At 61.5% G+C, this 23,379-nt stretch carries 22 protein-coding genes; 12 read left to right on the top strand and 10 right to left on the bottom strand.

Annotated features, from left to right (window positions below; genetic code table 11):
• Positions 1-39: 39 nt before the first annotated feature.
• The 3 genes from AC1RM7_RS06850 to AC1RM7_RS06840 form a co-directional block, all read right to left on the bottom strand.
• Positions 40-1,260 (bottom strand): NADP-dependent isocitrate dehydrogenase, encoded by a 1,221-nt coding sequence (locus AC1RM7_RS06850; protein ID WP_006021358.1) that lies wholly within the window; start codon positions 1,258-1,260, stop codon positions 40-42.
• Positions 1,261-1,803: 543 nt separating this feature from the next.
• The gene (locus tag AC1RM7_RS06845) at positions 1,804-3,387 is read right to left on the bottom strand and encodes an MFS transporter (RefSeq protein ID WP_006021357.1); all 1,584 of its coding nucleotides are present in this window, start codon (positions 3,385-3,387) and stop codon (positions 1,804-1,806) included.
• On the bottom strand, positions 3,374-4,540 hold the full coding sequence (locus AC1RM7_RS06840) for an HlyD family secretion protein (protein WP_006021356.1): 1,167 nt from the start codon (positions 4,538-4,540) through the stop codon (positions 3,374-3,376). Before AC1RM7_RS06840 ends, AC1RM7_RS06845 begins: the two co-directional genes overlap by 14 nt.
• A gap of 175 nt (positions 4,541-4,715) precedes the next feature.
• Between AC1RM7_RS06840 and AC1RM7_RS06835 the strand changes: the two genes are divergently transcribed.
• Both AC1RM7_RS06835 and AC1RM7_RS06830 read left to right on the top strand, forming a co-directional pair.
• Positions 4,716-5,909 (top strand): TrmJ/YjtD family RNA methyltransferase, encoded by a 1,194-nt coding sequence (locus tag AC1RM7_RS06835; protein WP_024918983.1) that lies wholly within the window; start codon positions 4,716-4,718, stop codon positions 5,907-5,909.
• Between the two features lie 109 nt (positions 5,910-6,018).
• Complete coding sequence (locus AC1RM7_RS06830) at positions 6,019-6,510, top strand: GlcG/HbpS family heme-binding protein (protein WP_024918984.1); 492 nt, start codon at positions 6,019-6,021, stop codon at positions 6,508-6,510.
• Between the two features lie 116 nt (positions 6,511-6,626).
• On the opposite strand, the gene AC1RM7_RS06825 is transcribed toward AC1RM7_RS06830, so the two are convergent.
• Positions 6,627-6,944 carry a DUF1476 domain-containing protein gene (locus AC1RM7_RS06825; protein ID WP_006021353.1) on the bottom strand — a complete coding sequence of 106 codons (318 nt, stop codon included), beginning with the start codon at positions 6,942-6,944 and terminating at the stop codon, positions 6,627-6,629.
• A gap of 292 nt (positions 6,945-7,236) precedes the next feature.
• On the opposite strand from AC1RM7_RS06825, the gene purC reads away from it, so the two are divergent.
• Together purC and purS are read left to right on the top strand one after the other, a co-directional pair.
• On the top strand, positions 7,237-8,004 hold the full coding sequence (purC, locus tag AC1RM7_RS06820; protein WP_019196322.1) for a phosphoribosylaminoimidazolesuccinocarboxamide synthase: 768 nt from the start codon (positions 7,237-7,239) through the stop codon (positions 8,002-8,004).
• A gap of 5 nt (positions 8,005-8,009) precedes the next feature.
• Positions 8,010-8,249 (top strand): phosphoribosylformylglycinamidine synthase subunit PurS, encoded by a 240-nt coding sequence (gene purS / locus AC1RM7_RS06815; RefSeq protein ID WP_006021351.1) that lies wholly within the window; start codon positions 8,010-8,012, stop codon positions 8,247-8,249.
• Positions 8,250-8,312: 63 nt separating this feature from the next.
• On the opposite strand, the gene AC1RM7_RS06810 is transcribed toward purS, so the two are convergent.
• The gene (locus AC1RM7_RS06810; protein ID WP_006021350.1) at positions 8,313-9,347 is read right to left on the bottom strand and encodes a fumarylacetoacetate hydrolase family protein; all 1,035 of its coding nucleotides are present in this window, start codon (positions 9,345-9,347) and stop codon (positions 8,313-8,315) included.
• Between the two features lie 302 nt (positions 9,348-9,649).
• Here AC1RM7_RS06810 and purQ point away from each other — a divergent pair, with 302 nt between their 5' ends.
• Complete coding sequence (gene purQ / locus AC1RM7_RS06805) at positions 9,650-10,348, top strand: phosphoribosylformylglycinamidine synthase subunit PurQ (RefSeq protein ID WP_006021349.1); 699 nt, start codon at positions 9,650-9,652, stop codon at positions 10,346-10,348.
• A gap of 155 nt (positions 10,349-10,503) precedes the next feature.
• Entirely contained in the window at positions 10,504-12,717 is a 2,214-nt protein-coding gene (purL, locus tag AC1RM7_RS06800) for a phosphoribosylformylglycinamidine synthase subunit PurL (RefSeq protein ID WP_024918985.1), read from the top strand.
• Positions 12,718-12,730: 13 nt separating this feature from the next.
• Here the strand turns inward: purL and AC1RM7_RS06795 are convergent, their stop codons facing one another.
• A complete protein-coding gene (locus tag AC1RM7_RS06795; RefSeq protein ID WP_024918986.1) occupies positions 12,731-13,669 on the bottom strand; it encodes a LysR family transcriptional regulator in 939 nt (312 codons plus the stop codon).
• A gap of 196 nt (positions 13,670-13,865) precedes the next feature.
• Here AC1RM7_RS06795 and ggt point away from each other — a divergent pair, with 196 nt between their 5' ends.
• Positions 13,866-15,461 carry a gamma-glutamyltransferase gene (gene ggt, locus AC1RM7_RS06790; RefSeq protein WP_034459072.1) on the top strand — a complete coding sequence of 532 codons (1,596 nt, stop codon included), beginning with the start codon at positions 13,866-13,868 and terminating at the stop codon, positions 15,459-15,461.
• 73 nt (positions 15,462-15,534) lie between these two features.
• Positions 15,535-16,710, top strand: coding sequence for an ABC transporter substrate-binding protein (locus AC1RM7_RS06785; protein ID WP_034459069.1), 1,176 nt, complete (start codon positions 15,535-15,537; stop codon positions 16,708-16,710).
• Positions 16,711-16,794: 84 nt separating this feature from the next.
• On the opposite strand, the gene AC1RM7_RS06780 is transcribed toward AC1RM7_RS06785, so the two are convergent.
• The gene (locus AC1RM7_RS06780) at positions 16,795-17,109 is read right to left on the bottom strand and encodes a hypothetical protein (protein ID WP_024918988.1); all 315 of its coding nucleotides are present in this window, start codon (positions 17,107-17,109) and stop codon (positions 16,795-16,797) included.
• A gap of 114 nt (positions 17,110-17,223) precedes the next feature.
• Positions 17,224-17,592, bottom strand: coding sequence for a DUF427 domain-containing protein (locus AC1RM7_RS06775; RefSeq protein WP_152544097.1), 369 nt, complete (start codon positions 17,590-17,592; stop codon positions 17,224-17,226).
• A 144-nt stretch (positions 17,593-17,736) separates the two neighbouring features.
• Here AC1RM7_RS06775 and AC1RM7_RS06770 point away from each other — a divergent pair, with 144 nt between their 5' ends.
• Both AC1RM7_RS06770 and AC1RM7_RS06765 read left to right on the top strand, forming a co-directional pair.
• Positions 17,737-17,973, top strand: coding sequence for a BolA family protein (locus tag AC1RM7_RS06770; RefSeq protein WP_006021342.1), 237 nt, complete (start codon positions 17,737-17,739; stop codon positions 17,971-17,973).
• A gap of 20 nt (positions 17,974-17,993) precedes the next feature.
• Positions 17,994-19,175 carry a low temperature requirement protein A gene (locus tag AC1RM7_RS06765; RefSeq protein ID WP_024918990.1) on the top strand — a complete coding sequence of 394 codons (1,182 nt, stop codon included), beginning with the start codon at positions 17,994-17,996 and terminating at the stop codon, positions 19,173-19,175.
• 30 nt (positions 19,176-19,205) lie between these two features.
• On the opposite strand, the gene egtD is transcribed toward AC1RM7_RS06765, so the two are convergent.
• Together egtD and egtB are read right to left on the bottom strand one after the other, a co-directional pair.
• Positions 19,206-20,171, bottom strand: coding sequence for an L-histidine N(alpha)-methyltransferase (egtD, locus tag AC1RM7_RS06760; protein WP_024918991.1), 966 nt, complete (start codon positions 20,169-20,171; stop codon positions 19,206-19,208).
• 22 nt (positions 20,172-20,193) lie between these two features.
• Positions 20,194-21,465 carry an ergothioneine biosynthesis protein EgtB gene (gene egtB / locus AC1RM7_RS06755; protein ID WP_024918992.1) on the bottom strand — a complete coding sequence of 424 codons (1,272 nt, stop codon included), beginning with the start codon at positions 21,463-21,465 and terminating at the stop codon, positions 20,194-20,196.
• A gap of 300 nt (positions 21,466-21,765) precedes the next feature.
• On the opposite strand from egtB, the gene grxD reads away from it, so the two are divergent.
• Together grxD and AC1RM7_RS06745 are read left to right on the top strand one after the other, a co-directional pair.
• Positions 21,766-22,101, top strand: coding sequence for a Grx4 family monothiol glutaredoxin (gene grxD / locus AC1RM7_RS06750; RefSeq protein ID WP_006021337.1), 336 nt, complete (start codon positions 21,766-21,768; stop codon positions 22,099-22,101).
• 229 nt (positions 22,102-22,330) lie between these two features.
• The gene (locus AC1RM7_RS06745) at positions 22,331-23,305 is read left to right on the top strand and encodes a serine hydrolase domain-containing protein (RefSeq protein WP_492839394.1); all 975 of its coding nucleotides are present in this window, start codon (positions 22,331-22,333) and stop codon (positions 23,303-23,305) included.
• Positions 23,306-23,379: the final 74 nt, after the last annotated feature.

Below are 23,379 nucleotides of genomic sequence, written 5' to 3'. Positions count from 1 at the left end.
TCTGCGCCGTCAAAAACATGAGATGCAGCTTGCGGCGCCTTACGCCGCAGGAGCCATCGCCTTGGTGAGGTTTTCCGCGACCTTGTCGAGGAAGCCCGTGGTCGAGAGCCACTTCTGATCGGCGCCGACCAGCAGCGCGAGGTCCTTGGTCATGAAGCCGGACTCGACCGTATCGACGCAGACCTTCTCCAGCGTCTTGGCGAACTTCGCCAGTTCCTCGTTGTTGTCGAGCTTGGCGCGGTGGGCGAGGCCCTGCGTCCAGGCGAAGATCGACGCGATGGAGTTGGTCGAGGTTTCCTTGCCCTTCTGGTGTTCGCGGTAGTGGCGGGTCACGGTGCCGTGGGCAGCTTCGGCTTCCACAACCTTGCCGTCCGGCGTCAGCAGCACCGAGGTCATCAGGCCGAGCGATCCGTAGCCCTGAGCCACGGTGTCGGACTGCACGTCGCCGTCATAATTCTTACAGGCCCAAACGTAGCCACCTGACCACTTCAGCGCCGAGGCGACCATGTCGTCGATCAGGCGATGTTCGTAGGTAAGGTGCTTGGCTTCGAAGTCCTTCTTGAATTCGGTGTCGTAGATTTCCTGGAAGATGTCCTTGAAGCGCCCGTCATAGACCTTGAGGATGGTGTTCTTGGTCGACAGGTACACCGGATAGCCGCGCGACAGGCCGTAGTTCATCGAAGCGCGTGCAAAGTCACGGATGGAATCGTCCAGGTTGTACATGCCCATCGCCACGCCGGCGCCGGGAGCCTTGAACACCTCACGCTCGATCACCGTGCCGTCCTCGCCGACGAACTTCATCGTCAGCACGCCCTTGCCCGGGAACTTGATGTCGGTAGCGCGGTACTGGTCGCCGAAAGCGTGGCGGCCGATGATGATCGGCTTGGTCCAGCCGGGAACCAGACGGGGCACGTTCTTGCAGATGATAGGCTCGCGGAAAATCACGCCGCCGAGAATGTTGCGGATGGTGCCGTTCGGCGACTTCCACATTTCCTTGAGGCCGAATTCCTTCACGCGGGCTTCGTCCGGCGTGATGGTGGCGCACTTGACGCCGACGCCGTGCTTCTTGATCGCGTTGGCCGCGTCGATGGTGACCTGATCGTTGGTCTTGTCGCGGTATTCCATCCCAAGGTCGTAATATTCGAGCTTCACATCGAGGAAGGGGTTGATCAGCTTGTCCTTGATGTACTGCCAGATGATCCGGGTCATCTCGTCGCCATCGAGTTCGACGACGGGGTTGGTCACCTTGATTTTTGCCATGGGGGATCGGGCCTTAAATTGGGGGCGGAGAGGGCGAGAGAACCGCAACGGTTCCGTAGCGAGGCTATAGCACCCGCGTTCGCGGGCTGGAAGGCAACGCACCTGAGACTTTCTGGCATGTCGGGCGAGACACGCGTGCCGGCAGGTCAATCCTGGAGCCATTTCAGCCGGTGATTTTGAAGCGGTTCGCGCTTTTGCGGCCGCTCGCCGAAACCGTGCAGTGGCAAAACCCTTCAGCACTTCCGCCTGGTGCCGTTTGGCGGGCCGTAACGGCGAGGATTGCCGGCGGGCACTCCCGCCTGGCGTTTCGCGCGAGATTCAAACGATTCGATAACCCCATTGATTTATAAGGGTAATTTCAGGCGACCAAGACCGGAGCTGAATCGATCTGTTCGGTTCTTGAATCAATTCCTTCACGGGTTGAATCAAAATCTTCAGAAGGTGATTCAAAACCTTCACGCGTTGAATCCGCATCATCAGAACCTGATTCAAGACCTTCACCGCGCTGATTCAGAATGTTGGGATTTCGGGCGGAGAACGGCGCTATCGGGCTTTGGGTGTGAAGGGCCCGGGCGGGGATTTCGTAATCAGGGCGGTCACGAGAAGCCCCATGATCGCGAAACCGAAGGTCAGCCAGAAGCCGTCGATATAGGCCAGCACGTTGGCCTCGCGCTGGACCATGCCGGCCAGTGTTCCGACGCTGCGCGCGGGGGCCGTCGCTGTGCCATGGCCAGCGAAATAGCCCGACATGCGGGCAAGAAACTGCTCCACCTGATCGGTGGCGTGGGTGATGTGCTGACCGATCAGGTTGGAGTGGGTCTGTTCGCGCACCCGCAGCCAGGTGGCCATCAGCGCAATGCCGATTTCTGCGCCGCCGAGGCGCATGATCTGGATATAGGCCGCAAACGCCGTCGCCCGGGTCGGATCGGAGTTGGACAGCGCGATGATAATGATCGGGAACAGCGTGAATGCCTGGCCGACCGATTGCAGCAACACAATCGGGATGAAGTCGGCCAGCCGCCAGCTATTGGTGATTTGCGTTCCGAGCAATGCGGCGATTCCGAACGTGATCAGGCCGATGATCAGGACGATTCTCACATCATATCGCCGCAGCAGCCAGATCGAGAGGGGAAACAGCACGGCAAAGGGAAGAACGCCATAGATCACAAGCAGGCGCCCCGTCTGTTCGGGCCGGAGCTGCGCAACGGCCGAAAGGAAGTTCGGCACCAGCGACGAGTTGGAGAGACTGGTCAGGGTGTAGAGCAGGATGACGACCAGCGCGAAGCCGATATTGCGCGAGAACAGCACATTGGCGTGCGCCCACGGCTCCTCCACCACGGCCTCGTTGATGAAAAACGCCACCAGCAGAAACGCACCGCAGCCGAGCATTGCGACAACGGTTCCGGAATTGAGCCAATCCAGACGGTTCCCTTGATCGAGGCCGGCATAGACCATGGCGATGCCGGTCCCCAGCAACAGCATGCCGCCCCAGTCCGCGGTTTCCAGCAGCGTCCGGTTGACCGGATCGCGGGCGGCGCCGAAGTAAACCAGGATCGCCATCAGCACGGCGATGATCGCATCCTGCCAATACAGCCATTGCCAGCCGATCTGATCAACATAGAAGCCGACCAGCGCCGGACCGAAGTTGAGCGCAAAGCCGACTCGCAACGAATAAATCCCGATCGCCACCAGCCACCACTGCATCGGCAGGTTGCGGAAAATGATCATCAGCGTGGCCGGCACGAAGGTGCCGATCAGCAGGCCATGAAGGATCGTGAGGGCCAGAAGTGTCTGGTAATCGCGGACAAATGGGAGAACCAGCGAGATCACCGCGAAGACCAGACTAGGTATGCCGAGAATGCGGCGCAGGCCGAATACGGTGGCAAGCCAGGCCACCGAAGGCGCGATGAAAATCTGCGACGCGGTCGAGGCCGTGCTCAGCCAAGCGCCTTCGTCGAAGCTGAGAGAAAAGGCGCCCTTGATATCGGGCAGCCCGATCGTGAACATCCGGCTGTCGATGTTGGCCATCGACGAGCCGAGCAGCACGGCGATCACGGCGAGCAGCGGATGGTGAACAGCCTGACCGACCGAGACCGGCCCGCTGGCGATGATTTTAGCTTCCGCCACCGGCTTTGGCTCCGGCGTTCGAGGGCACAACGGTTCCCTCTGTGTTGATCCGCGTCACCGCCGACATGCCCGGCAGCAGACGATCGAGCAGCGGCTGGCCCTTGTCGAATTCGATCCGCAGCGGAATTCGCTGCACCACCTTGGTGAAATTGCCCGTGGCGTTGTCGGGCGGCAGCAACGCGAATTGCGATCCGCTCGCCGGGGAAACACGTGCGACATGCCCGCTCAGCTTCGCGTCCGGGAAGGTATCGATGGTGATTTCCACCGGCTGCCCCGGCTTCACGCGCGTCAGCTGCGTCTCCTTGTAGTTCGCGATGACATAGACATTCGGCAGCGGCACCACGTTGAACAGGTTGCTGCCGATGTTGACGTAATCTCCTGGCTGAACCTGCCGTGCTCCGACCACACCGTCGAACGGGGCGACGATCCGGGTGTAGCCAAGCTTGAGTTTTGCGGCTTTCAGCGCGGCCTGAGCGGCGAGAACATCGGCGGCGCGCTGCTTTTTCGTTCCGGCGAGAACTTCGAGCTGGTGCCTTTGTGCGGCGATGACAGCGCGGCTGGCGCGGACATCGGCGTCCGCCTTTGCAAGGGCGGCGGTCGCCTGCTCGAGCCGCTGGCGGGTGAAGGCAGGGCTTTGGATCAGACCATGCTGGCGGTCGTATTCCTGCTGCGCTTCGACCTGGATGGCTTCGGCGGAGGCGAGCTGCGCTTCGGACTGCGCGATGGTGGCGTATTGAAGTTCGACCTGATTGGCGAGGTTGTCGAGCGCGGCCTGTGCTCCGGCGACGGCGGCTTCCGCCTGCGCAACCTGCGCCTCGTAGTCCGCAGGGTCGATCTCGACGAGCAGATCGCCCGCCTTGACGTGCTGATAATCGCTCGCGGCGACTTTCAGCACTTCGCCGGCGACGCGGCTGCTGAGTTGTGTTGTCTCGGCGCGAACATAGGCGTCGTTCGTGGTCTGGATCACGGCGCCGCCGATCCAGGCGTCCCAGCGCAGCGTCGCCACCATCACGAAGGTCGCCGCCGCAATCAGGCAGGCGACGGGAATCGCGACCCGGCGCAGCGTGGCGCTGACATGCGAAGGCTCGGGAGGCGGGGCGGACGCTGCCTGCTGTGGGGGAGTGCCGGCGGCGGGGTTATCTGTCTGAGCCATGGGTCACGCTACTCCAACCGGCGGAGAAAGTTCAAAGCCAAACCTGCAATTTCGGCATGACCGTATTGCAGGGGTTTTGCCGGACTTCCAGCGGCCCGAAAACGAAAAATGTCTTGACCTGTCCGGCGTCAACTGCGTTACGGCATGGGAAAATGTGACACACAAAGCAGGGACAATGACCGGTTCAGGCACCGACAAAACCAAGACGCGCAAAGAATTGAACGGGCCCATCGTGGTGCTGGTCGAGCCGCAGCTTGGCGAGAACATCGGCATGTGCGCGCGCGCCATGGGCAATTTCGGCCTGACGCGGCTGCGCATCGTCAATCCGCGCGACGGCTGGCCCAATATGGCCGCCCAGCGCGCCGCCGCGGGCGCCGATCACATTCTTGATAAAGTCGAACTGTTCGACACGGTGGAAGCTGCGGTCGCCGATTGTTCGCTGCTGTTCGCGACCACGGCGCGGGCGCACGATCAGGCCAAGCCCGTTGTCGGACCGGAAGAGGCGGCGCGCCAGATCGTTCATGAGACGGTCGCGAGCGGCACCACGGCGATCATGTTCGGGCGCGAGCGCTACGGTTTGCAGAACGACGAGGTCGCGCTCGCCAATCGCATCATCACGTTTCCGGTCAATCCGGGCTTCGCTTCACTCAACCTTGCGCAGGCCGTGCTGCTGATGGGCTACGAGTGGTTCAAGCTGGCGACATCGAACGCCCTGCCGTTCGCCATGCCCGAGCGCTCTGAGCGTGCGTCCAACCATCAGATGCAGGCGTTCTTCGACAACCTCGTCAATGAACTCGACAAGGTTGAATTCCTCCGCCCGCCGGAAAAGCGGGACACCATGCTGGTGAACATGCGCAACATTTTCACCCGCATGGAGCCGACCAAGCAGGACATGCACACGTTGCACGGCGTGATCATGGCCATCGCGGAAGGCCGGAAAGGCCCGGCGAAAGGCGGGGTTCTCGACGGCAACGAAGCGACGCGGCTCCGTGCCTTGCTGGCGGAACAGTCCGACGGCCGCACACCATCCGAAAGCGGCGGCACGGTGAGGGGACTGGCGCGCCTGCTGCGGCGTAATCCGACCGATGCGGAGCGTATTCTCTGGCAGGCGCTGAGGACGGACCGCCGTTTCGCATCCCACTTCAAGCGGCAGACGCCGGTTGGGCGTCACATTCCGGATTTCGTATCGTTCACGAGGCGGCTGGCGATCGAACTCGTCAACGCCAATGAGACCGATGTCATCGCTCGCGACCGCGCGGCCCGGCGCGAATGGCTTGAGGCGCGGGGATATCGTGTTTGCCTCATCAACGCGGCTGAAGTGGAAGCAAACCTCGATGCGCAGCTCGAACGGCTCGCCACAACGGCCTAGCCCTTCGCTTGTGCAATATCGATTCTTGTTCTGCCGCGGGATTAAAGCAGGATAGGAAGGGTTGCTACAAAAACGCACAAACCAAAAACCATCAAAGGGAGGCTTCAGTATGCGTTCACTCGGTCTTGCAGCATTGACGACTGCTGCAATCGTTCTCGCCGGTCCGGCTCACGCGCAGGCGCCGCAGGTTGAAAAGAACGTCTCGATGGCGATGGCTATCGCCATCATCCAGGGCACCATCGAGCAGTGCACCAAAGACGGCTACAAGGTGTCCGTCACAGTGGTGGACAAGGCCGGCAATGTCGCGGCGCAGGTTCGCGGCGATGGCACCAATCCCCACACCATGGAGTTCAGCCGCCTGAAGGCCTACACCTCGCGCACGCGCGGCCAGACCTCGCTCGAATTCATGAAGCTGGTTGAAAAGCCCGAGACGGCCTACCTTAAGCAGGTCCCGGGGACCGTGGCTGTCGGCGGCGCGGTTCCGATCAAGGTGGGCAACGAAATCATCGGCGCGGTCGGCGCATCGGGTGCGCCCGGCGGCGAAAAGGACGAAGTCTGCGTCCTCGCCGGCGTCGCGAAGGTTCAGGACTCGCTGAAGTAACGCGATTCTGAATCGTCATTGCCAGGAGCGCAGCGACGAAGCAATCCAGCTTCAAAGGTGGATTGCTTCGCTTCGCTCGCAATGACGGGAAGGTTTTAGGTCGATGCGCGGCAGGCTTACTGCCCGGCCTTGATCTGGGCGACGGCGACCGCCACCAGTTCGTCCATCTTCTTGCGAACGTCGGCTTCCGACACGCCCTTGCTGGCCAGGTCGGCGGCCACCTTGCGCAGGACGTCGGTATCGCCGGCTTCCTCGAAATCGGCCGCGACGACCTCCTTGGAGTAGGCCACGGCGTCATCACCGGTTTTGCCCAGTTTTTCGGCCGCCCAGAGACCCAGCAACTTGTTCCGGCGGGCTTCCGCCTTGAACTTCTGTTCCTCGTCGAGGGCGAACTTCTTCTCGAAGCCTTCCTGGCGCTTGTCGAAAGTGGACATATATCTGTTCCGTAAGCTGAATTTGATGCCGCGAGGAGAGGAGCGGCGGGACCCTGCATATAGGGGTTGCGGCCCCTGCAAGGCAACGTCCGAGAGGTCGCAGGAAGCCTAAAAGGAGCCGGTAAAACGCCTCTCCTTACATTGTATCGGTCACATCAATCGGTTAGGTTGCCGATGAGTCCGGTTCGCGGTTTGTTTCACGATTCCGGACTTCACGGCAGCTCCGCCGTGGGTCGCGTAAATCACCCGGAGCACCCCATTCATGGACTTCAACAGAACACGGTACATCCCTATGAGCCGTCGGCGTCGCATTTACGAAGGCAAGGGCAAGACCCTTTACGAAGGGCCTGAGCCTGGAACCCTGATTCAGCATTTCAAGGACGACGCCACCGCGTTCAATGCCAAGAAACACCAGATCATCGAGGGCAAGGGCGTCCTCAACAACCGGATCTCGGAGTACGTCTTCCAGCACCTGAACGACATCGGCGTGCCGACGCATTTCATCAAGCGTCTCAACATGCGCGAGCAGTTGATCCGCGAGGTCGAGATTGTGCCGCTCGAGGTTGTGGTGCGCAACGTCGCCGCGGGATCGCTGTCGCAGCGCCTCGGCATCGAGGAAGGCACGCAGCTGCCGCGTTCGATCATCGAGTTCTACTACAAGAACGATCAGCTCGGCGATCCGATGGTCTCCGAAGAGCACATCACCGCGTTCGGCTGGGCCACGCCGCAGGAGATCGACGACATGATGGCGCTGGCCATTCGTGTGAACGACTTCCTCACCGGCCTGTTCCTCGGTGTCGGCATCCGTCTTGTGGACTTCAAGATGGAGTGCGGCCGCCTTTTTGAGAACGACATGATGCGCATCATCGTCGCCGATGAAATCTCGCCGGACTCGTGCCGGCTATGGGACATCAAGTCGAATGAGAAGATGGACAAGGACCGCTTCCGCCGCGATCTCGGCGGCTTGCTGGAGGCCTACACCGAAGTGGCCAAGCGTCTCGGCATCCTGATCGAGAACGACCGTCCCGCGGGCTCCGGCCCGGTGCTTGTGAAGAGCTGAGTTCGATGAAGGCACGCGTTACCGTCACATTGAAGAACGGCATTCTCGACCCACAGGGCAAGGCCATCGAAGGCGCGCTGAAGTCGCTCGGCGTCGATGGCATTGCCAGCGTGCGGCAGGGCAAGGTGTTCGACATCGAAGTCGCCGGCGCGGACAAGGCGAAAGCCGAAGCCGCGCTCAAGGAAGCAGCAGACAAGCTGCTGGCGAATACGGTGATTGAGAACTACCGCGTCGAGATCGTCTGATCCGATTGCGTCCGGACATGAAAAAACCACCGGCCGAACGGCCGGTGGTTTTGTTTTGAAATCTCAGACCAGCGTGAATTCCAGGTCGCCGAGCTTCTCGATGCTGGAGACGATCTTGTCGCCTGCCTTCAGCCAGACGCGCTTCTCCGGCGGGTAGCCGAGGATCACACCTTCCGGCGTGCCGGTGAAGATCAGGTCACCGGGCTCCAGCGTCATGTAACGCGAGGCGTAGCTGACGAGCTGCTTCACGCTGAAGATCATGTTCTTGGTGTTGGCGGACTGGCGCTGCTCACCGTTGACCAGGGTTTTCAGGTTGAGATTTTCCGGATCGACCTGATCGCCGGTCACGAGCCATGGGCCGATCGGACCCCAGCCGTCACCGGTCTTGCCGAGCATCCATTGGCCCGAACGCATCTGCTGATCGCGCTCGGAGAAGTCCTGCCCGGTGCAATAGCCGAACACATAGTTGAGTGCATCGGCCTCGCTGACATTGCGCGCCTGCTTGCCGATCACGGCCACGAGTTCGGTCTCGTAGTCGAAGTTCTTGCCGGGCTCCTTCGAAACGGCAATCGTTCCGCCGTGATTGTTGAGGGTGGAATTGTACTTGTTGAACAGGATCGGCTCTTTTGGCAGCTTCTCGTTGGCTTCCGCCGCGTGTGCCTTGTAGTTCAGGCCGACACACAAAATCTTGCTGGGCTCGGTGACGCAGGGGCCGAACTTGGCGGACTTCTCCGCAACGAGATACTTGCCGCTGGCCTTGGCCTTCTCGACAGTGGCTTTCAATGCACCGGCATTGTACTCGCCGCTGATCACCTCGTCGGTCGAGAGCGGTGCGCCGAGTTTGAAAGCCTGCTCGGCGGCTCCCACATCCACAATGCCCTTGTCGGTGCGCACGCCGAGCGACAGGCCGTTGGCGGTCTGGAGCATGGCCAGCGTCATGTTCCTGGTGGTTTCCAGCTTCGGCGGCTGGCCTGGGGCAGGGGCCGCGCCCTTGGTCTTGTCCTGGGCGAAGGCTTCGCGTGTTCCGGCGGAGAGCAGGCCGCCGGCCACCACGCCGGCAGCAGAGGATTTCAGGAATTTGCGGCGATCATTGTTCATGGTTTCCATCCCGATTTCTTGTTGTCAGCACCGTTTGGATGGTGCCGGGATACTAACTTACACTGGAAAACTGTCCCTCAAATGGGATAAGTCATGTGGTGAAGGCATGACTAGTGTCCTGAATGCGAAGTTCGCTTCATTTTGCAGCGCATCCCGTAGCGGACTTCGGATTTCAAAAGGACACTGGAAATGATGATTCTAGTGTGGTTTTGGTTCGCAAGTCCGCAGGTGGACATGCCGCAGTGACGACGCGGACTGGCGAACCACCGCAATAGCCTGTGCAGCCCGCAATCGGAAACTCAATGAAATCCGCAATTCTTGTTTTCCCCGGCATCAATCGTGAACGCGACATGGCGCGCGCGCTCAAGCTCGCGTCCGGCAATGACGCCGCGATGGTGTGGCACGCCGACACGGCGTTGCCGAAAGGCACCGATCTGGTCGTGGTGCCGGGTGGTTTCTCTTATGGCGACTATCTGCGCTGCGGAGCGATCGCGGCACGTGCGCCGATCATGGACGCGGTTCGCGCTCATGCCGCTGCCGGCGGTTTGGTGATGGGCGTCTGCAACGGTTTTCAGATTCTCTGCGAGTCGGGCCTGCTGCCCGGCGTATTGATGCGCAATGCACAGCTCAAGTTCATCTGCCGCGACGTGCATCTGCGTGTCGAGCGTTCCGATACGCCGTTTACGCGCGGCTACAATGCCGGGCAGGTAATCCGCGTGCCGGTGGCGCATGGCGAGGGCAACTATGCCGCCGACGAGGAAACCATCCGCCGTCTCGAAGGCGAGGGCCGGGTGCTCTATCGCTATTGCTCCGCCAACGGCGAAGTTGGCGACACCCACAACATCAATGGCGCGGCTGCGTCCATTGCGGGCATTGTCAGCGACAAGGGCAACGTCCTCGGCATGATGCCGCACCCGGAAAACCACGTCGAAGACATCATGGGCTGCACCGACGGCCGCGGCCTGTTCGCTGGCCTTGTGGCGCATTTGAAGGCCGCCTAGAGGGCTTTTTTAGCCGGGATTTCTCCCTATCTGATGCTTGCCGCAGGCCGGGCCGCCGTGCACAAAGAAGCCCGGAATCACGCATATTCCGCCTTGTCCGACCCCTCTGAACCCCCGGAGGGCCGCCGAAGCATTTGACCCGGAGCGACGTCGCCTTGACGATCAGGAACGAACCCCAGATCACCCCCGAACTCGTCGCCCAGCACGGCCTGAAGCCGGATGAATACGAGCGCATCCTGAAGCTGATCGGGCGGGTGCCGACGTTTACGGAACTCGGCATCTTTTCGGCGATGTGGAACGAGCACTGTTCCTACAAGTCCTCGCGCATCCATCTGCGCGGCCTGCCGACCAAGGCGCCGTGGGTCATCCAGGGACCGGGCGAGAACGCGGGTGTCATCGATATCGGCGACGGGCTGGCCGTGGTCTTCAAGATGGAGAGCCACAACCACCCGAGCTACATCGAGCCGTATCAGGGCGCCACCACCGGCGTCGGCGGCATCCTGCGCGACGTGTTCACCATGGGCGCGCGGCCGATCGCCTGTCTCAACGCGCTGAGCTTCGGCGATCCGAAACATCCGAAAACCCGCCATCTCGTGTCCGGTGTGGTCGCGGGCGTCGGCGGCTACGGCAACTCGTTCGGCGTGCCGACGGTGGGCGGCCAGACGCGCTTCCACACGCGCTACGACGGCAACATCCTCGTCAACGCAATGGCGGTCGGCCTCGCGGAAAGCGACAAGATTTTCTATGCGGCCGCCTCCGGCGTGAACATGCCGATCGTCTATCTCGGCTCCAAGACCGGGCGCGACGGCATTCATGGTGCGACCATGGCGTCGGCAGAATTCGATGACGACAGTGAGGAGAAGCGTCCGACCGTGCAGGTCGGCGATCCGTTCGCGGAAAAGCTGCTGCTGGAAGCCTGTCTCGAAATCATGGCAGCGGATTGCGTGATCGCGATTCAGGATATGGGCGCGGCGGGCCTCACATGCTCGGCGGTCGAGATGGGCGCGAAGGGCGACCTCGGCGTCGAACTGCATCTGGACTCGGTGCCGACGCGCGAACCTGGCATGAGCGCCTACGAGATGATGCTCTCGGAAAGCCAGGAGCGCATGCTCATGGTTCTCAAGCCCGAGAAGGAAAAGCAGGCCGAGGCGATCTTCAAGAAGTGGGGCCTCGATTTCGCCATCGTCGGCTACACCACGCCGACCCAGCGTTTCGTCGTCAAGCACGGCGGCGATGTAATGGCCGATCTCCCGATCAAGGAACTGGAGTCGGAAGCGCCGCTTTATGACCGTCCGCATGTGCCGTCGCCGCAACTTCCGGTGATCCATGCGCGCGACGTCAAGGCGCCGGTGTCGATCACCGAAGCGCTGTCGAAGCTGATCGCCACGCCTGAACTGTGCTCGAAGCGCTGGGTGTGGGAGCAGTACGATCATGTCATCGGCGGCAACACCTTGCAGCGCCCGGGCGGCGATGCCGCGGTGGTGCGCGTGCAGGACGGGCCGAAGGGCCTCGCGCTGACCTGCGATGTCACGCCGCGCTATTGCGAGGCCGATCCGTTCGAGGGTGGCAAGCAGGCCGTGGCCGAAGCCTGGCGCAACATCACGGCGGTGGGCGGCAAGCCGCTCGCGATCACCGACAATCTGAATTTCGGCAATCCCGAGCGGCCTGAGATCATGGGCCAATTCGTCGGCTGCCTGAAGGGCATTGCGGAAGCCTGCCGCACGCTGGATTTCCCGGTCGTGTCCGGCAACGTGTCGCTCTACAACGAAACCAATGGCCGCGGCATTCTTCCGACGCCGTCCATCGGTGGCGTGGGCCTGCTGGACGATTTCACCAAGTCCGCGACGCTGGCGTTCAAGGCTGAGAACGAAGCGATCCTGCTGATCGGCGATACGCAAGGCTGGCTCGGCCAGTCGGTCTATCTCCGCGATATCTGCGGCAAGGAAGAGGGCGCGCCGCCGCCGGTGGATCTTGCCATCGAGAAGCGGAATGGCGATGTCGTGCGCGGCATGATCAAGGGCGGCACTGCGACCGCCGTGCATGACGTTTCCGACGGCGGCCTGCTGGTGGCGCTGACCGAAATGGCAATGGCCAGCGGCATCGGCGCGATCCTCGATGCGCCGCCGGAGGAGATCGTGCCGCATGCGTGGTGGTTCGGCGAAGACCAGGCGCGCTACGTCATCACCGTGCAGGAAGAGCATCTGCTGACGGTGCTGAGCAAGCTCAAGGCGGTCGGAGTGCCGTGCCATGTCATCGGCAAGACCGGTGGGCACGACATCGCGGTCGAAGGCGAGAAGCCGGTTTCGGTGGCGTCGCTCAAGGCAGGCTTTGAGAACTGGCTGCCGGCCTACATGTCCGGAAAGAACTGATCGCGCGCTGCGATCATTTCCTGCTTTGACGTGTGCGCCGTCGCGGCTGTTTCTGCCGCGATGCCATGAATCTTTTCGCGACGTCGATGAACCGCGCCGCCAGCGGCGACAGATGATCCTCGCGCCACACCAGCGAGATATCGAGCGTCGCAGTCGCGTCCGCGATTTCCAGCGATACGATTCCCGGCGGCAGTGTCGGAATGAAGGATGCATCGAGGATAGTGCAGCCGAAACCCGACCGCACCAGTTGCAGGAGCACTGGAACGTCGTCGGCTTCTTCCGCAATTGTCAGGGAGAAGCCACGGTCCGTCACCAACTCATCGATGAGCGCACGAAAGCCGCGCCACCGGCGGGTGCTACCGATCACCAGCGGTGAGGTGGACAGGGTTCGCAGCGAAATCGCACGATTTGCCGCCCAAGCGTGACTCGCCGGCACCAGGGCGACCAGCCGTTCGCGCGAGATCGGAAGTGTCTGCTGCGGCGGCACTACGACATTCGACATCATGAAGCCGAGATCGAGTGTGCCTTCGTCGAACGCGGCTGCCTGTTCGGATGACGCGAGCAGCCGCAGGCCGACCTGGGCCTGCGGGTGATGCTTGCGGAATTCGATGATGATGTCGGACATCGGGCCGGTGGCGGCGAATGTCGAGTAGCCGACGCTGACGGTGCCGCTGAGCCCCTGCGCGACACGCTCGGCATGCATCGTGGCGCGGGCGAGACGCTGCATCGCGTCGGCGCTTTCGCGATAGAGCACTTCGCCTGCGGGTGTCAGCGCGACGCGGCGGGTCGATCGTTCGAACAGGGCGAATCCCAATTGTTTTTCGAGATCCCGGATGCTGCGGCTGAGCGCGGGCTGGGCGATGCCAAGTTGCTCGGCGGCCTTGCGGAAGTTCAGCGTTTCGCCGACGGCGAGGAAGTAGGAAATTCTGGCGGGAAGCAGGGGACGGATCATGAGAACGGGGCCGCGCGAGCGGGTTCCTATTATTGCTTTGAAGGTATCAATCCAAGCTTGATTGGTATTGGACAGGTATGAATGCCATCTGTCAAACCGGTCCGCATCAGCCTGCGGGGTGCGGTTCGCCCTGCCTCGCCGCGCCGGCGCAACCAGAAGAAACTCACGGGAGAGACCATTGCCCAAAGGCAAGGAGATGATCGTCGCGGCGCAGGCAGAAGCGGCGGAGGCCGGAGCGGACATGCTGCGGGCCGGCGGCAACGCCATCGACGCTGCGATCGCATGCGCGCTGGTGCAGGGCGTGGTCGATCCGCTGATGACGGGTATCGCCGGTTTCGGAAGCTGCGGAATCTATTTTCCCGGTCAGAGCTTCCATCAATATCTCGATTTCCATGCGCCGGCGCCTGCCGCTGCCCGCCCGGATATGTGGGAAGATCTAATCGAGGGCGAGGCGCGCGATGGCTATGGCTTCATCCTGCGCGGCAAGGTCAACGACCTCGGCTATCAGTCGATTTGCGTGCCTGCGTCATTGAAAGCTTATTACGAGGCGCATTCGCGGTTCGGTGTGCTACCGTGGCGCGACATCGTTGCGCCAGCGATCGCATGGGCCGAGCGCGGCTGGATGGTGCGCCCGCATGTCGAACTGTTCTGGTCCGACCCCGGCATCATGGATCGCGCATCCGGCATCGACCGCCTCTCGTTCACGGCGTCGGGGCGGAAGCTCTATTGCCGCGAGGACGGCAGCTACAAGCGCGTTGGCGACATCGTCAAGAATCCGGATTACGCGCAGACGCTGCGCATGATCGCAGAAGGCGGTTCGGACGTCTTCTATCGCGGCGAACTGGCGAAGCGGATCGCCGCTGACATGAAGGCCAATGGCGGTCTGATCACCGAAGAAGATCTCGCAAACTTCCAGCCGCGCTGGTGCGAACCGCTGCGCGGCCAGTATCGCGGCTATGAAGTGACGACCAACAATCCGCCGGGCGGCGGGGTCATGCTGCTCGAGATGCTCAATGTGGTCGAGAACTTCGATCTCGCGGCGCTCGGGCACAACAGCGTCGAATATCTGCGCGTGGTCTGTGAAGCGATGAAGCGCGCGACTGCGGACAAGGATCGGTTCCTTGGCGATCCCGGCTTCCTCGATATTCCCGTCGGCAAACTGACGTCGAAGGACTATGCCGCCACGATGGCGGCCGAGATCAAGGCGCGCGTGAAGGGCGACGTGCCGCGCTTCAATTCGGGCCATCCGTCCAAGGACACGACGCACGTCTCGGTGGTCGACCGCGACGGCAACTGCGTGACCATGACCCATTCGCTCGGCATGCCGTCAGGCGTCATCACGGATGGTCTCGGCTTCATCTACAACGGCTGCATGGGTGTGTTCGATCCACGTCCAGGTCGTCCCGGTTCAATTGCGCCGGGCAAGGCGCGTTTCACGTCCGTGGTTCCGTCGATCGTTTTCAAGGACAGCAAGCCGTACCTCGTGATCGGCGCGCCGGGCGCGACGCAGATCGCCATGGGTGTGCTGCAGGCCATTCTCAACGTGCTCGACTTCGGCATGACCATGACCGAGGCGGTGAGTGCGCCGCGCTTCTCGGCGACCAGCAACGCAATCGATGTGTCCAACCGCATCGTCCACGGCGTGACGCGCGCGCTTGAAGCCGATGGCTATGAGGTGATCCGCAGCCCGTACACCTTCGGCTTCGCGGCCGTGCACGGCATCCGGATCGACGGCGACAGGCTCGATGGCGGCGCAGACCCCGGACACGATGGCATCGCGCTGCCGGTCTGACACAGAACAAGAGATAACAGAGGGAGGAAGAATTATCGTGAGAACAACAAGGATCGGACTGACCGTCGCGGCCATGCTGATGGCAGGCAGCGCGGCGCAGGCGCAGGTCTCGGACGATGCCGTCAAGATCGGGGTGCTGACCGACCACTCGGGCGGCTTCGCTTATCTGGTCGGCAAGCACTCGGTCGAGGCGGCGCAGATGGCGGTCGATGATTTCGGCGGCAAGGTGCTGGGCAAGCCGATCAGTGTCGTCACGGCCGACCATCAGAACAAGGCGGATATCGCGTCCGCGATCAGCCGCAAGTGGTTCGAGACCGAGGGCGTCGACACCATCACCGACGTCGCCGGGTCAGCCGTGGCGCTGGCGACCCAGGAAATCGCGCGCTCGCGCGGCAAGGTGCTGCTGATCTCCGGCGCCGCCACCACCGAACTGACCGGCAAGGCCTGCTCGGAGACCACGTCGCAGTGGAGCTACGACACCTACGCCTTCGCCAAGGGCACGGCGAGCCAGGTCACCAAGCAAGGCGGCGACAGCTGGTACTTCCTGACCAGCGATTACGCGTTCGGTCATTCGCTCCAGCGCGATGCGAGCCGTTTTGTCGAGGCCAGCGGCGGCAAGGTGTTGGGAAGCGTGCGATTCCCGTTCGGTTCGCCGGACTTCTCGTCGTTCCTGCTTCAGGCGCAGGCGTCCAAGGCCAAGGTGATCGGGCTCGCCATGTCGGGCGCGGACCTTCTGAGCGCGGTCAAGCAGGCGCGTGAATTCGGCATTGTGCAGTCCGGGCAGAACCTCGCCAGCCTCGTCATCTACATCAACGATATCGAAGGTGTGGGGCTGAACGTGGCGCAGGGCCTGACGCTGACGACCTCGTTCTACTGGGACGCCAACGACGAGACCCGCGCCTGGGCCAAGCGGTTCATGGAGCGCTCGGGCGGCTTCATCCCGAACCTGATCACGGCGGGCACCTATGCGTCGGTGCTTCACTATCTGAAGGCCGTCGAGGCCGCCGGCACCGATGAAGGCAAGGCCGTGGCTGCGAAGATGAAGGAGCTGCCGGTCAATGACTTCTACAACAAGAATGTGCAGATCCGTGCCGACGGCCGCGTGATGCACAAGACTTTCCTGATGAAGGTCAAGTCGCCCGCGGATTCGAAATATCGCGGCGATTTCTATCAGCAACTGGCCGAAATGTCTGGCGACGAGTCGTTCAAGCCCCTGGCGGAAAGCGAATGTCCGCTGGTTAAAAAATAGAGGCACAACGAAAGCGCGTGACTGAAACAGAAAAACCGCAGGTCAGCCTGCGGTTTTTCTTCGTTCTGACTGCGGTTTGCTGAATTACCAGCGGTCGCGTCCGACACCTATGCCGATTCCGACGCCCGGCGCGTATACGCCGACGCCAGGACCTTCGTCGTAGTAGCCGCGCTCCCTGTATCGGCGCTGCGGAGCGTAAGCATACGAGTCGTCCTGAACAATCACACGGCGTGCGCCGCGGGTTCGATAACAGCGTCCGCTTTCATCGCACACCATGCGGACATGCTCGATGTCCGATCCGGTCTTCACACCCGAAATATTCGTTATTGGCGCTGCAATCGCACTGCCAGCAAAAAGAGCGCTGGCGCCTGCTAAAAGCGCTATCGTGAAATGTCTCATTGTATGTCTCCTACCGGCAAAAGTACCGCTGGGGAGGCAACAGAAGGGACCGGTTGTTGTTCCATGTCATTCTGCGCGCGACAGAGCCGTTTATCGAGGCGCGCGCATGGCGGATTACATTTCCTCGATCGTGACCTTGTTGGGGTAAAACGCCAGATGCCCTTCGATCTCTTTCACCGATTCATAGGGCGTCTCGTAGGTCCAGATCGCGTTTTCCAGCGTCTGGCCGCCTGAAACGATGCTGAAATAGCTCGCGTCGCCCTTGTAGGGGCAATAGGTGCTGTGGTCCGTCCGCTTGAGCTTGTCGGAATTGGCATCGGCGCGGGGAATATACTGGACGGCGGGATAACTTGCCTCTTTGAGCGTCAGGGCGTGGCTGGTTTCGGCGATCACCTCGCCACCGACGCTGATCCGGACCCGTTTGGGGTTCTCTGCGATTGTAATCGGGTGGTCCGGGCCTGGAATCTTCATACGAATGTTCATGGCGGGCTTCCTGTTGAGAGCCACAATATAGGAGCTATCTTCCGCAATGCCCGCGTGACGGCGCGGGTTGCAAGGGCTAGAATCAGGCATATTTCGATGCGTTGCTTGAGCCGGGATTGGCTCAACATGAGGAGATTCAAAGACATGCCAATGGACGCGCGGGACATCGAAACGATGATCAAGGCTGCCTTGCCTGACGCGCAGGTCACCATCCGCGATCTCGCCGGGGACGGCGATCACTACGCGGCCACCGTCATCTCGGAATCCTTCCGCGGCAAGTCGCGGGTGCAGCAGCACCAGATCGTCTATCAGTCGCTGAAGGGGCAGATGGGTGGTGTGCTGCATGCGCTGGCGTTGCAGACGGGTGTGCCTGACGCCTGATCGACGAAAGCGGGGGCGCCGTGTCGACAAAGAGGACATTGCTGCGGGCGCGCGCGCCGCACCAGCATCATCGCGTCACTTACGTCGAGCTTTTCTTCGATCTGGTCTTCGTTTTCGCCATTACGCAGATTTCCCACACGCTGCTGGCGCATTTCACGCCGCTCGGCGTTCTGCAAACCACGATCCTGTTTCTGGCGGTGTGGTGGGTCTGGATCTACACATCCTGGATCACCAACTGGCTCGACCCGGAGCGCACGCCCATCCGGGTGATGCTGTTCGGTCTGATGATCGCCGGCCTGCTGCTGTCCACATCCATTCCCAAGGCCTTTGAAAGCAGGGGGGTGGCGTTCGCGCTGGCCTTTGTCGCCATGCAGGTCGGCCGCTCGGCCTTCACCTATTGGTCGATACCCAGGTCTGAGCCCGGTTTGCGCATGAATCTGTTGCGCATCACCCTGTGGCTCGCGTGCAGCGGCCTGTTCTGGATAGCAGGCGGCCTCGCTGAGGGGCAGGCGCGGCTTCTTCTGTGGATCGTCGCGGTCGCGATCGAGTATTGCGGACCGATGATGCGATTCCGGTTTCCCGGGTTAGGCGCGACGCCTCTCGAAGACTGGGAGGTCGAAGGCGGCCATATGGCCGAGCGCTGCGCGCTGTTCATCATCATCGCGCTGGGCGAGTCCATCGTGGTGACCGGAGCCACCTTCGCGGAAGCTACATGGACCGCGCCGACGGTCTCTGCCTTTGTTGTCGCTCTGCTCGGGAGCATCGCGATGTGGTGGGTGTATTTCCATATCGGGGCCGAGGCCGGAGCCGAGCATATTTCGCAGTCCAGGGACACCGGCCGGCTGGCCCGGCTTGCCTATACCTATCTGCACCTACCGATTGTTGCGGGGGTCGTGGTGACGGCGGTCGGCGACGAACTGGTGCTGGCGCATCCCGCGGGTCATGCGGACACCAAGGCCATACTCAGCATCATCGGCGGGCCGCTGCTGTTTCTGATCGGCACGATCTTGTTCAAGCGCAGCATCCGCGGCATCTTTCAGCTCTCCCACCTTGTCGGTATCGCTCTGCTGGTCGTGCTGATCCCGTTCGCGCACTCGCTGTCACCGCTGCTGCTATCAACAGCAACGACGATCGTCATGCTGATCGTCGCGGCCTGGGAAGCGATCTCGCTCGGCTCCGGGACGAAGGAAGACGAGATCTAGAGGTTGGCCGCTCCCACCTTGCGGGGATGCCTACGCCACCAGCGCGTGTACCGAGAACATTCCGTCGGGATCGGTCCATGAAGCGCGCGGCGTCCATCCCGAACTGCGCGCCAGATCCGTAAAGCGGTCGATGCTATACTTATAGCTGCTTTCGGTGTGGATCGTCTCGCCGGTACGGAACGTCGCCGTGTGGTCCAGCACCCGCACAGTCTGCGGCTTGCGGCTGATCAGGTGCATCTCGATGCGATGGCGCTCGCGGTTGTAGATCGCACGGTGTTTGAAGCCGTCAAGATCGAGGTTGGCGCCGAGTTCGCGATTGATGCGCGCCAGCACATTGAGATTGAACTGACCGGTCACGCCTGCCGCGTCGTTATAGGCGTCGTGGAGCACGCGCTCGTCCTTCTCGAGATCGACGCCGACGATCAATGTCGCGCCTTCCCCGAGAATGGCGCGCGCGCTGCGCAGGAAGGCACAGGCTTCATGCGGGTCGAAATTGCCGATGGTCGAGCCTGGAAAGAAGCCTACTTTCGGCATGTCCTTCACTTCCCGCGGCAGTTCGAACGGCTTGGTGAAATCGGCCGTCACCGGATAGACCGCAAGATCGGGGAAGTCCTCGCGCAGCGCGCTGGCCTGACCGTTGAGGAAATCGCCGGAGATATCCACCGGCACATAGGCCTTGAACGCGCACTGTTTCAGGAGAAGACGCACCTTGGTTGTCGCACCGGCACCGAATTCCACCAGCGCCGCGTTGGTCGGAATCGCGGTTGCGATCTCTGTCCCGCGATCGCGCAGAATGCGCAATTCGGTGCGGGTCGGATAGTATTCCGGCAGCAGTGTGATCTGTTCGAACAGTTTCGAGCCTGCCTCGTCGTAAAAATATTTGGGCGACAGCTTTTTCGGCTGTTGCGACAATCCCTCAATCACGTCCTGCGCGAAGGAACGGTCAATTTGATCGGGGGACGGAGCATCAGTCCGCGCGTTGATATGCACATTCATGACGATCTCATGCGTTGAGGATTCAGACGGCGTAATCGGCGAGGCGCAGTCCGGTGAACTGCCAGCGGTGATGTGGATAGAAGAAATTGCGATAGGTGATACGGCTGTGGTTGTCGGGTGTTGCCAGCGAGGACCCGCGCAGCACCAGTTGGTTGACCATGAACTTGCCGTTGTATTCACCCAGCGCGCCTTCGACCGCGCGATAACCGGGGTAGGGCGAATACGAACTCCGGGTCCACTGCCACACGATGCCGAAAGCATCGTTCAGATGGCCGGCGCGGGCGGCAACTTCCCATTCCATTTCCGTGGGCAGGTGCTTTCCGCTCCAGCGCGCGAAGGCATCGGCCTCATAGTAGCTGACATGTGAGACGGGGGCTGATGGATCGATCGGCTGCAAACCGCCGAGCGTCATGATCTTCCATTCTCCGTCAGTGTTGCGCCAATGGCCGGGGGCCTGCCATTCCTCACGTTCGGCGGCAGCGAAGCCGTCCATTAGCCACAGTGTCGGCGTCGTGTAACCACCGTCGTTCATGAAGGCGAGCCACTCGGCATTGGTGACGAGATTGCGCGCCAGTTTCACAGGGCCGACCAGCGCGCGGTGCGCAGGCTTCTCGTTGTCGAAATGGAATGACTCGTCGGTATGACCGATGGTGTGGATGCCTTCCATCAGCGTGACCCATGCGTCGCCGGTGCGGGTCGCAGCCGGAAATCTCCAGCCAGGCTGGTAGGCGGGCGGGATCGGGTTCTGTGCGAAGGCGTGCAGGATGTCGGTGAGCAGCAATTCCTGGTGCTGCTGCTCATGATTGAGACCGACCTCAATCAGTGGCTCCAGCTTCGCCAGCGTGTCGGCGTCCGCTGAATCGAAAAATGCCGCGACCGCGGCATCGACGTGCTTGCGATAGGCCGTCACCTCGTCCGCACCAGGGCGGGTGAGGTGGCCGCGCTGGGCCCGGGCGTGACGCGGCCCGGCGCTGACGTAATAGGAGTTGAACAGGTAGGCGTAATCCGGGTGGTAAGGCCTGTAGCCGGGAGAATGCTGACCCAGCAGGAATTGCTCCCAGAACCAGGTGACGTGGGCGCGGTGCCATTTGGTGGGGCTGGCATCCGGCATCGACTGGACCAGCTGGTCCTCGGGCGACAGCGTGGCCGCCCGCTGCTCGGTCTCGTCCCGGACCGTGCGATAGGCTGTCAGCAGCCGGGCCGCCAGTTCGTTGCGGGATTCCTGGCCAGATTTGGCCGTAAATGCGGAGGAAGTGGCGACACGGGCGTCTGACTGGGATGCTGGTTTCGTCACGAGTATCTCCGATTGAGGAGAGAACGATTCTTCTCCGGAACGGTTCCGCAGAAGGGATGCTCTAGATAGGGCGCCCCGCCGGAGATAAAAGGTAGCGTCGGCCATGAAATCGATACGTTGCGGAGGCGACGATTGTTTCAGGCGCCCGGCATGGCAGATCCGCGCTCCCGTCCGGGGGCGCCGCATGGCACCTTTTCGGCGATTTGATTGGGCTGCCGAGCCGTTTCACGCTACATATATGGGGAGAGAGCAGGTCGGTGACCGAATCCCGGCCTGGGCAAGCCAATTAAGGACGCGAATATGAGCATCGACCAATTCATCGACAACGAAGTGAAGTCCAACGACGTCGTGCTGTTCATGAAGGGCACGCCGCAGTTTCCGCAGTGCGGCTTCTCGGGCCAGGTGGTCCAGATTCTCGACCACGTGGGCGTTGCCTACAAGGGTCTGAATGTTCTCGAGTCCGGCGAACTGCGCGACGGCATCAAGATCTATTCGAACTGGCCGACCATTCCGCAGCTCTACGTCAAGGGCGAGTTCGTCGGTGGCTGCGACATCATCCGTGAGATGTTCCAGGCTGGCGAATTGCAGCAGTTGCTCGCCGACAAGGGCATCGCGGTTCAGCAGCCAGTTGGCTGATGTTTTTCAAGGCGAGACGGCTTAAGCCGTCTCGCTTGTGCGGCCGCCTTTTTCACAGATACAGTCCTTCCGTCCCGGACACGTGCCATCCGGGATGGAGGGATTTTTTATGCCCGTTTCCGCAACTCGTCAGCTGATCGGGGCAACGCCCATTCTGCGCCATGCCCGCAGCATTCTGCCTGTCGCGCTTTTTCTCATCACCGCTGGTCAAGCATCGGCGGACAGCGCAATGCGGACTTATCCGCTGAACGCCGTTCTTTCTCCGCAGCGCCTTGAGCGCATCACCGACTTTTTCAATGCCGAAGTCGCGAACAACAAAATTGCCGGCGCGATCGTTCTGGTTCAGCACCGCGGCAAGCAGGCCTATTTCAAATCCTTCGGCAAGATCGACGTGGCGACCGGCGAGCCAATGACACCGGACGCGATCTTCCGGATTTTCTCGATGACCAAGCCGATCACGAGCGTTGCCGCGATGCTGCTGGTGGACGACGGCAAGCTCAAGCTCGACGATCCGGTGTCGAAATACATTCCGTCATTTGCGGAAGCCAAGGTCGGCGTGGAAACCAAGGCCGAGAACGGTGATCCCGTTCTCAAACTTGTGCCGCTGGAGCGTCCGATCACCATTGAAGACCTCATGCGGCAGTCAGCCGGTATCCCGTATGGGTTTTATGGGACGGGCCTGGTGCGCTCTGCCTACAAGAATGCCGATATCTACGCCGAAGGCACTGACAACGCCGCCGTGGCCGAAAAGATCGCGCGGCTGCCACTGGCCGAGCAGCCCGGCACGCTGTGGGACTACGGCCACTCGCTGGACGTGCTCGCACGCGTGATCGAAGTAATATCGGGAAAATCGCTTTACGCCTTCGAAAAGGAACGGCTGTTCGATCCGCTTGGCATGAAGGACACCTCGTACTATGTGGCCGACCCGGCGCAGTATCGCCGGATTGCTGAGCCGCTGCCGAGCGACAGCAATTTCAGGACCGGGAATTCCCGTGATCCGCGTAAACCCTATAAATGGGAGCCGGGGACCAGCGGGTTGCTCACCACCATCGGAGATTATAGCCGGCTGGCGCAGATGCTGCTCAATGGCGGCGAGCTTGACGGCAAGCGTTATCTGAAGCCTGAGATATTCGCGACGATGACTGCGAACCACATCGCGCCTGCAACTGGCTTTCAGCGCGGGCTGAATGCGGCCGCGTTCTGACGGCGACTCATGGTTTATGATGCTTTAGAGTGACCGGCGCGCTTTGCACGATAGCCGCTGCCCGCTAAAGTCCG

The sequence above is a fragment of the Afipia sp. GW822-FHT03D08 genome, from assembly GCF_058801645.1.
This window is presented reverse-complemented; position numbering and strand designations above follow the sequence as displayed.